Source organism: Psychrobacter sp. PG1, from assembly GCF_014897815.1.
Classification (GTDB): Bacteria; Pseudomonadota; Gammaproteobacteria; order Pseudomonadales; family Moraxellaceae; genus Psychrobacter.
In genome coordinates this window covers 13,929-21,614 of the sequence record NZ_JABUZG010000007.1, presented here as the reverse complement: position 1 = coordinate 21,614, position 7,686 = coordinate 13,929, and the positions used below count along the sequence as shown (strand labels likewise).

Annotated in this window: 4 protein-coding genes; 1 reads left to right on the top strand and 3 read right to left on the bottom strand. The window is 38.0% G+C overall.

Annotation, left to right across the window (positions count from 1 at the left end; all coding sequences use genetic code 11):
* The first annotated feature begins 203 nt into the window (after nucleotides 1-203).
* Entirely contained in the window at nucleotides 204-905 is a 702-nt protein-coding gene (modB, locus tag INT03_RS00190; RefSeq protein ID WP_193007099.1) for a molybdate ABC transporter permease subunit, read from the top strand.
* A gap of 46 nt (nucleotides 906-951) precedes the next feature.
* Here the strand turns inward: modB and INT03_RS00185 are convergent, their stop codons facing one another.
* From INT03_RS00185 to INT03_RS00175, 3 genes are all read right to left on the bottom strand, one after another.
* Complete coding sequence (locus tag INT03_RS00185; protein ID WP_193007098.1) at nucleotides 952-1,956, bottom strand: D-cysteine desulfhydrase family protein; 1,005 nt, start codon at nucleotides 1,954-1,956, stop codon at nucleotides 952-954.
* A 211-nt stretch (nucleotides 1,957-2,167) separates the two neighbouring features.
* Nucleotides 2,168-2,971 carry a DUF5020 family protein gene (locus tag INT03_RS00180; protein ID WP_319020724.1) on the bottom strand — a complete coding sequence of 268 codons (804 nt, stop codon included), beginning with the start codon at nucleotides 2,969-2,971 and terminating at the stop codon, nucleotides 2,168-2,170.
* 931 nt (nucleotides 2,972-3,902) lie between these two features.
* Nucleotides 3,903-7,427 (bottom strand): AAA domain-containing protein, encoded by a 3,525-nt coding sequence (locus tag INT03_RS00175; protein WP_193007097.1) that lies wholly within the window; start codon nucleotides 7,425-7,427, stop codon nucleotides 3,903-3,905.
* Between the last annotated feature and the right edge of the window lie 259 nt (nucleotides 7,428-7,686).

Here is a 7,686-nt window from a genome sequence, read left to right as displayed (position 1 = left end):
CAGAATGTTGAGTCTCCGACAATCCCGGGGCGGTTCAGACTGATATTATGACTGATAAACGCTACACTGTTTGTTTATCAATGCGCTTTGTTTATCAACGCGCTATTTATAAGAGCTGACATTATATTTGTCTGTTCAATCTTTTAATATTAGATACAATAGATCCTTTATCCTCATAACGAATGGCAACGAGCAGTGACATTATGATATACCAGTCTCTTATGTCCGATATGCTTAGTCCATTTTGGGTCAGTATTAAGCTTGCTGGTGTCACTACCATTTGTTTATTACTGTTCGCAACGCCTGTGGCTTATTGGCTCGCTAAGCCCAGTCGTAGGCAAGTTGTGGCACGTCTTAAAGTCTTGCTTATGGGCATCATTGCCATGCCATTGGTTTTGCCGCCTACCGTCATCGGCTTTTATCTTTTATTACTGTTAAGCCCTAGTGTCGGTATTGGTAAATGGCTTAGCGAACATAATATCAGTTCCTTGATATTTACCTTTGAAGGTCTTGTCATTGGTTCAATTATTTACTCCTTACCTTTTTATATTCAGCCTGTCTACGCCCAATTTTTACGTATTCCACAAAGCGTGATGGAAGTGGCACATTTATTGGAGCCAAGCCGTTTCAAACGGTTTCTCAGAGTCGCTCTGCCACAAGCGCGTGTCGGTATTGTGCTCGGCAGCTTAATAAGTTTTGCCCATACTATTGGTGAGTTTGGCGTGGTTTTGATGATAGGGGGTAGTATATCCGATGAGACTAAAGTGGTCTCGATTGCGATATACGAGCAAGTAGAGGCGCTGAATTACGAGGGAGCGCACATGATGTCTGGGATTCTCATCATTATGGGAGTGATTATGGTGGCGTTGATTGCTAGTGTGAGCCGGCTGAATCAACGCTCATAAGATCGTAGTTAATATATACAGTTTGTATTAATGCATCAAAATTTATTTATCCATTTCTTTTCATCATATCTAAGTCAGTTGAGTAAGCAAACAAAGCCGGAGCGCCGCCCGTGTGCCAGAATAAGACAGTGTCTGTTTTTTTGATTTTGCCAGACCGAATCATATCTATGAGTCCACCCATCGCCCGACCCGTATAAACAGGGTCCAAAAGTATGCCCTCTGTTTGCGCAGTCATCTCAATGGCTTCGTTCTCTAAAGTACCAACCACACCATAACCGTCGCCCACATAATCGGAGTTAAGTATTAAGTCGATCTCTGAAAACTGGTAATCGGCACCGATAAGGGTGGCGGTGTTATTGGCAAGTGCGACGGTATACTGATCAAACGGTACTTTGTCTGTTTCACCTTTATCGATATTGATACCCACAATGTGCGCAGGCGAGTTGAGTATTTTTTTACCAAGCATCAAACCGGCTTGTGTTGCGCCAGAGCTAGAGGCAAAAACGATATGAGTAAATGAGACGTCCATACTTTTACGTTGTGACTCTAACTCTTTAAAAGCCTCTACAAAGGCCAAAGCACCCAGCTCATTGGAGCCACCATAAGGTATGACGTATGGTTTTTTGCCTTGTTTTTTTAACTGTTCAACGATTTTAGGGATGTCTTCCCCTTTGCGATGGGCACCTGCCCAATGGATATATGATCCAAAAATTTTGTCTAATAAAAGATTGCCACTTGCTTGCTCGGGTTCTTCTCCGCCTAATACTAAATGGCAGTCAAGTCCCAAGCTTGCAGCGGCAGCAGCAGTCTGGCGACAATGATTGGATTGTGCAGCTCCTGCCGTAATCACGCAATCAGCACCCTGAGCAAGGGCATCACCCAGGATAAATTCAAGCTTACGGGTTTTGTTGCCACCCAATGCCAATCCTGTATTGTCATCTCGTTTCATAAAGATAGTAGGGCCATCAAGTTCTTTACTTAACCTAGTAAGCTCTATCAATGGAGTGGGGAAGAAGCCTAATGATTGTCTGGGTATGTGGTTATATTCCATATTTTGTCCTCTGTATAATAAAAAAATGCTGAATAATTATACGTCGTAAAACCATAACGAAATTTATAAATACGCATTGATTTTGAAAATAAATAGAATCTCAGATATCCGTTTAACCCGTATAAAATAAAAATCCTCATGCTGGCTTGAGAGGTTGCATGAGGATTGTTTGAGTACTATTTTAGAGCGATCTGTCAGACCAGATAGACGATTAAAAATGAAACTTCACTAGAGCACTAGGTGTATTTTGGGTCGTATCACTACCATACTTATTCTTCCAATAGCTATATTCTATACCGACTTCTAAGCGATTATCAATGCCCAATAGTGGCTGTAAGTTGTATTTTATTTGCGGATTGATGTGCAATTGATCTTTTAAGTCGTCGTTGTTAAAAGAGTAGTCTATATAACCATCTATCACAACGTTATTTTTCTCCCAACCGTAGGTTAAGGTGATTTGTTGGTCATCATCAGTATTGTCATTGAAGACATGATATAAGGAAGCGGAGGCGTACTTCATACCAGAAATAGGGACATTCAAATCTGCCCCTAATCCTATCATATAGTTGTCTTGGCTAAAGCCTGTACTGTTTGAGCCAAACTCATATTGACCTGCTAGATTGAGCTGTTTGATAAAGCTATCATCGAAAGTTGTAAGCTTTAACTTGGGAGCAAACTCGCCATACGTTTCTTTAAATCTATTGTTTTCAATATCATTTGCGCCTTGATGGCGATCGACGAAGAAAAATACGCCGCCCCAACTGTGGGTAGATGCGTGCTCCAGAGTGATGGTCGTCAATTCTCCGTCTTCTACCAGCTCATAATCATTACCATATAGTACAGAAAGACTGGTATCGGTGAAAAGCACCTTTGCATGGCTGCTGCTCATCGTACCTAAGGCAACGATCGCGGCTAAAGCGGTGGTTAATGAGCTACTAAAAAACAGTTTTTTCTGAATATTGGTTCTACATAATTGGCTAGCCAGTGGCAGGTTTGCAAATAAGTGATAACGCACAGTAATATTCCTTTATATAGAGTGGGTCATCCTAGCAGGCTGGGTATATGACAGAAGCGCGTTTTAACTTCCTGTCAAAACGGGTCAATGCTGCTAAGGATAAAGCGCGGTCAATTTTTGATAGCAATCTAAAATAATGAAGATAAATGCTATCGATATAAGTATTGTCAAAAGTATAAAAAATGCTCTGTTGGCTATATTATCCGCAATAATTCTTAACACTTTGAAACAGTTAAGCATGTTTTATAATGAGTGACAACCATATGCTGGCTCAAAATAATGGTCTATCAAGCCTTCTAAGTATTTGATATTACCTAAGTTTATGATTTTATTAAATTAACTGACTAAATGGTCAGCTTTATTATTTTTGTAAACAAGGAGATATGTTGAAGTAGTTGGTAGGCTAAACCACTAGCAATAATTATTACGATTCAGAGTAGTGAGAAGAGCTGGTAGGGTGGTTGAGGACAAATGATATGAGAGGCAAGTGAATAGAGGTATGGCAGAATTAATAGACACAAAAAAACCTCAAGTAAACTAATACTTGAGGCGAAACTTGCTTAAACTTGAAAGTTTAAATTCGTTTTAGCTTTTTACTAAATATGGCGCAGCGGACGGGACTCGAACCCGCGACCCCCGGCGTGACAGGCTAGACCCACCATATTTCATTAAATAACTTTAATCTATGTTAACCTATAAACCCCTGCCTTATAAGGGCTGTATAGATTATTTCATTAAGACGTTTAGCGTATTTTAACATATATTAGTAAGTATAAAAAATACATTTTGGTCGCTGATGATGTATAAAATTTATACTTTATTAGTCGTAAATAAGTATAGATTTTATACTGAAATTACTTAGAATAAACTTCTTAATCATTCATGTTTGAGCCAGCTATTAAAACTATTACATTAAAATTTTATAATATATTTAACAACCAATACTATGACTGCGCTCCTTAAGTAGCTTCTTGACTGATTCTATACGCGGTCTAATGCTTTCACCTACCAGTAAAATAGAAGCTTCATAGCGGCTAAAATAACTGTCTTTATCTCTCACTGCTGACAACCAATTAAATGATCCTTCTACTAATACCACCCCTTTGTCTGTTTCAAACATCATTGACTTTGAATGGATACCGTCAATCACTTTGATAGTTACACCAATATTTTTTAAAACTGATATAGCTTCTTTAGAATTTTTTTTGCGCGTCTTTGTGTTATCGATATCTAACCTAGCATCGCAATACACAATAACCATAACGCCTCTACTAACAGCGTTTTTCAGTTCTAGTTTTAGATTATCTGACAATGCGTTTTCTGATAAAAAAGGAGATACAATGATTAATTCATTAATTGTTCTTTTACAAGCTTCAATAAGTATTTCATCGTGACGATCAAGCTGATTAATGTGCTCTTTAATAAGATTAGCATAAACTTTAGAGGGCTTCTTTTCCCCAACGAGGTCATAGACAAAACTATTATCAATTTGTGCATTAAGGTTGTTTAATAGCCATTTCCCTAAGTTACCTAAAGGGGTTCGTGGTGAGATGGCAAGTGTTTCCATATTCCCAAATAATACGAAATGGTCTCTTGCGCGAGAGACTGTCACATTGAGCAAATTATATTGGCTATTTATAAAGCTCACACTGTCTTTTGGGCTGGCTACTAAAGAAAACAGTACAAGCGGTCTTTCAGCACCTTGAAGCGCATGCGCTGTACCTACCGTTATTTTCTTAAAAGCTGGTTTATACTGGCTTAATGCTTCTTTTATTTCTAAAGTCTGTGGTTTAAAAGGCGTTACTATAGCTACTACGTCATGGATATTTCTACCATACTCTTTTTCTAGAACCTCGCTGTTACTATCAATCCAAGCAGCTATCGCTAATGCTTCTAAAGCATTAATGCGACTTTTACCACGTCGCTCACTGGGATAATCAATATGAACATAGCCTTTATTGCCTAAAACGAAATCTAGGTTAATATTGCACTTATTTCCACGCATAGGTTCAAGCTGACCGTAATAAATATTGTCATTACAATAAGATATTATTTGATCTAGACAACGCCTATGCTCAGTCAACAGCAGACCGTTGGTTAAATATTTGGTATCAGTATTATTTGAAGGATTATCTTCGTAAAGATTGGCGTGTTGAGCCATCTGCATGAGTGAACCGCAACCACCAAGTTTACCTTGGGACTTATGTATATCAAGCTGCTTCTCACTTATATTTTCAAGGTCGTTACACACGTATAGACCGTAGTTCACGGTATCCATAGACTGGCTGACAGAGTATATAGGCTCTATTTGCTTGGTATCACCAACTACTAATGCGTTTTTAGCTAAAGCAAACGTAGGTAACGCGATATCAGGCGCTACCTGACCCGATTCATCAACTATTAAATAATCATACAGTTCATCATAAGGGCGCTCTTCCTTACCGCTATAATATCGACTGTATTTGGGTGCAGAGTAAAACGTGGAAATAAATATCGGCGTGAGACAGGCATAACGTTGTAGTTTTTCTTTATATGTTTTATGACCATATTCTGGACTGGATTTATCTGTAATTTTCGCAAGCTTTGATACATAATCAGCTTCTCGATAATGCAGTGCTAGCCAAAATGCCTCATAACGATAGGAGATGTCCAATTTAATATTGATATCCTCTTGAACATCCAAGTTTCTATATTCTTCGCCAGTCTTATCGTAAAGCACATTCATTTTAGATTGATAAGTACAATTCCAGTCCTTGGTCAAACTCTGCCAATCTTGCTCAAGCTTCTCGATGCTCTTTTTGAGATTAGTTTTTAATGTTAAATTATCCCTTTGCACCCTCAGCTTCTCATAATTTTTGATCAGTAAATTATCTATATTTTCTATAATATGATAGTGATTACTCCAGTCGCTGACTTCCAACATTGATACATCTATTTTAGAGACGATAAGCTTAAACTGACTTGCACGCCTTTGCTTCAAAAATGGCAAAAAACGAAATAGTTTGGCGAGAAAAGGTTGAGAGTCGTAAGCTTTATATAAGTCTTCTTTACTTTGCTCCCACTTCTTTATGTTACTAGCCAGTTTACTATAATGTTGTTCCAATTGAATGATTGTACCTTGTAGTGCGGTTAAGTTCTGAAAACCTAAATCAATCAGTGTTTGTTCAATTTTGCTAAAATTTGAGGCAGTATCTAGAGCTGAAATAATCAGTTGTTGACGTTTGATAATTTCAGACTTTAGTAACGCCTTCGCATGAACAACTGAGCGAATACTTATACCCAAATAATCTTGTGCGTTACTGATAAATGATGCTTCAAGCTCATCTGCGGAACGAGCTTCATAGTCTCCAAAGAAGCCTACAGTTTTGTTTTTTTTATTTAAAGCATACATTAAATAATCTTTAGATTTCTTAGAAGACATGTATAAACCAAGTGATGGTATGTCTGGTAACCAACGATTAGTGAGAGGATCATCATCGTCAGGAAGTGTAAATCCTGATAATATATTAGTAATAGCTTGGTTGTTGGTGGAGCTTGCCATGATTAATGGTGGCGGTTTGTCATCTAAAACATACTGTACGGTTAGGTTGGCAACGATAGACTGTAAAAGAGTTGTTTTTCCTGTGCCAGGTGGACCATTAACAGCGATTACTTCACCATCAGCATGAGTATTGAAAGCAGACATACTAACCCTTTGTGATTTTGACAATGGGAATTGTCCACTGAACTGTCCGATATGGCTTTCATCATTCAATACTTTTTGTGGTTTAGGATATAGCCGTTTAGCTATCGGCTTATCGTTAATAATATTTGATAATAGGCTCAAGGTATCAGTAGTGTTATCTTCTTTGAGCAAATACTTATATAGCTTAAAAACATTAGCAGCCATGCCACGTCTTGGAGCAACTTCTATATATAGATGGCATTTCTCAAAATTGTTAAATGCATTAAAATTTTTGCCTGTAATCTTGTGGAATAGTGCTTCGCACTCTCTCCAGTGACTTTCAATAGATTGACCATTAAATTTAAATGAGGCTAGAGCATTATCAACTGTCTCTATATCCGACAAGGCGGTATAGTTTTTTGGATTTGGAGACAAGTAATCACGAACAAAAAATGGCTTTGAATTTGGCTTGTTGTCAGAATCTACAAACAGCCTTCCGTTTCTATCTAGTTTAACAATGATCCAGAATAGTTCCACGGAGTCATCTTCAGTATATTGGTCTTCCATGACCATCTGTGACTGTGCGGGGCAAAGTGCTATTTCTATACTGGTATCTTCCTTTCTAGCCTGCGCTTGGCGCCATAGCTTATCAACGAGGAGCTTATCTAGCTCTTTAATACAGTGAAAACTATCTTGTATGAGCGGGTCATTAATGACCTCAATAGGCTTGATTTCAGCATATTTTAAAGTTTTATACCAGTATGTCAGCCAACGACGATTGAGTGAGTTCATATATTTCAGGAGCTCTAAGTTTTAAAAGGTTCAATAAGTAGTATTATACTTATTATATAAACATGTGCTCACAAAAATAGAAAAGCACAAAGAGTATTCACCCTTTGCGCCCAAACATTTATAGAACTTTGACTTTATAGCTTCAATCTACAACCCTAGATAATTCTCAATCCCGAACGATTCTTAGCGTTAAAATTTCCGCCTCGAAGCTCATCTACATCATCTCTTGTCGTCTTAAAAATAGGTTGCAGCTTTAAAA